At 72.4% G+C, this 2,023-nt stretch carries 2 protein-coding genes; both read right to left on the reverse strand.

The window, feature by feature from the left end; all coding sequences use genetic code 11:
* On the reverse strand, window positions 1-807 hold an 807-nt coding region (locus RMO85_RS11585; RefSeq protein WP_310528878.1), incomplete at its 3' end, for an LD-carboxypeptidase.
* Window positions 808-829: 22 nt separating this feature from the next.
* Window positions 830-2,023, reverse strand: a 1,194-nt coding sequence (locus tag RMO85_RS11590) for an acyl-CoA dehydrogenase family protein (RefSeq protein WP_310528879.1), incomplete at its 5' end; no start/stop codon positions are given.

A 2,023-nucleotide genomic window follows, 5' to 3' on the forward strand; every position in this document is an offset into this window, starting at 1 on the left:
GAGCAGCGCGGCCGCGGCGCCGAGGATCCCCCGCTCGCCGAGGTTGCGCAGCATCCGGAAGCACTCCTCCGCCGGTGGCATCTCCTCGGACGCTTCCAGGGCCAGGACGCAGCCTTCGTAGGCCGACACCGGATGCAGCCAGCGACCGACGGCAAGCGTCGCCTCGACACTCTCCAGGCACCCGCCCCACACCTGCCCCGCCACCGACCGGGCCGGCCCGGACCACTGCCACGTCGAGGCGGGGAGGTCCGGTGGAGCGTCGAGGAGTGCGGAGGGCGAAGCCCAGTCGAGCCCGACGTCGAAGGTGCGCGGCGGCGCGGCGAGCACAACGTCTCCGCCGAACAGCGCGGCCCGCAAGGACTCCAGGTGCAACGGGTCGACCCGCGGACCCGGCCCGAGGTGGACCGCGGTCGAGCCGCCGTACACCCCACCGACACCGTGGAACCACAGCCAGTTGGAGAGGTTCGTGTTGTCGCTGTAGCCCAGGAACCGCTTGGGGTGAGCCAGCATCCGCGCAGGGTCGAGATGCCGCAGCACGGTGATCTGGTCGTCGCCGCCGATGGTCGCCATCACTGAGCCGATCGACTCGTCCTCGAAGGCGAGCATCAGGTCCTCCGCCCGCTCCTCCGGCGTGCCCTGCACGCGCGTGAACGGGAACTCCACCGGCTCCAGGCCGAGGTCGCGGATCCGCGACAGAGCCTGCTCGTGGATGGCTGGGAACACCGCAGGAGCGCACCACGCGGGTGATACGACCGCGACGCGGTCGCCGGGGCGCACGGGTGGCGGCAGGACGACGTGGAAGACCATCGAGCCAGTCAACCACCGCGCGTCAGCGCGGCAGACCCAATATCCGCTCCGCCGCGACGTTGCGCAGGATCTGCGTCGTACCGCCCGCGATCGACAGGCAGCGCGTCACCAGCATCTCGTGCACCGCGGCCCGCGCCTCCTCGCCGTCGAGCAGCACCGACGTCCCGAGCAGCTCGACGAGCAGCTCGGAGGCCTCCTGTCGATTGCGGACGCCGAGCAGCTTGGCCACACTCGACTCGGCACCCGGAGACTGCCCGGCCAGGGACTTCATCGTCGACCGCACGCCGAGCAGCGAGCACACCGTGGCGAGCGCGACCTGGTGCCCGACCCGAGCACGGTCCGACGCCGACGAGCCCACCGCCGCCACGCAGCCCTCGGTGCTGACGCCGAGCCTGCTGCCGGCCATCGCCACCCGTTCGTTGGACAGCGTGGTGCGTGCCAGCTTCCAGCCGTCGCCGGGCGCACCGACGACCAGCTCGTCCGGCACGAACACGTCGTCGAGGAAGACCTCGTTGAACAGTGCGTCCCCGGTCAGCTCCCGCAGCGGGCGGATGTCGATGCCCTCGCTGGCCATGTCGACCAGGAAGTAGGTGATGCCCTGGTGCTGCGCTGCGTCCGGATCGGTGCGCGCCAGGCAGATCGCCCACTCGGCCTCCTGCGCCAGCGAGGTCCACACCTTCTGCCCGGTCAGCCGCCAGCCCGCGCCGTCGCGGACCGCGCGGGTCCGCAGCGACGCCAGGTCCGATCCCGCTCCCGGCTCCGAGAACAGCTGGCACCATGTGACCTCGCCGAGCAGCGACGGCCGCACGAACCGCTCCTGCTGCTCATCGGTGCCGTGCTCCAGGATCGTCGGCACCGCCCAGCCGGCGATCTTGAGGTCCGGCCGGGAGATCCCGGCAGCCGCAAGCTCCTGGTCCACCACGAGCTGCGTCACCGCGTCCGCTCCCATGCCGTACGGCGCGGGCCAGTGCGGCATCAGCAGGCCGGTCGACACCAGGCCCGCCCTGACCTCGGCCCGGTCGGGCGCGGAGACGGAGGCCACGAGCGAGCGGATGGCCGGCCGGACGTCCGAGTCCCGGCCGTCGAGGTCGAGGCTCAGCCGGCGTCGCTGGCCCGCGACCGCCAGGGCAGCCAGCCGGGACGCCGCATCATCCGACGACCCGACCAGGGCGCGCAGCGAGAGCGCCCGGCGCAGGTAGAGGTGCGCGTCGTGCTC

Origin of the sequence: Nocardioides sp., from assembly GCF_031422975.1 — a bacterium.
In the GTDB taxonomy this organism is placed as follows: domain Bacteria; phylum Actinomycetota; class Actinomycetes; order Propionibacteriales; family Nocardioidaceae; genus Nocardioides.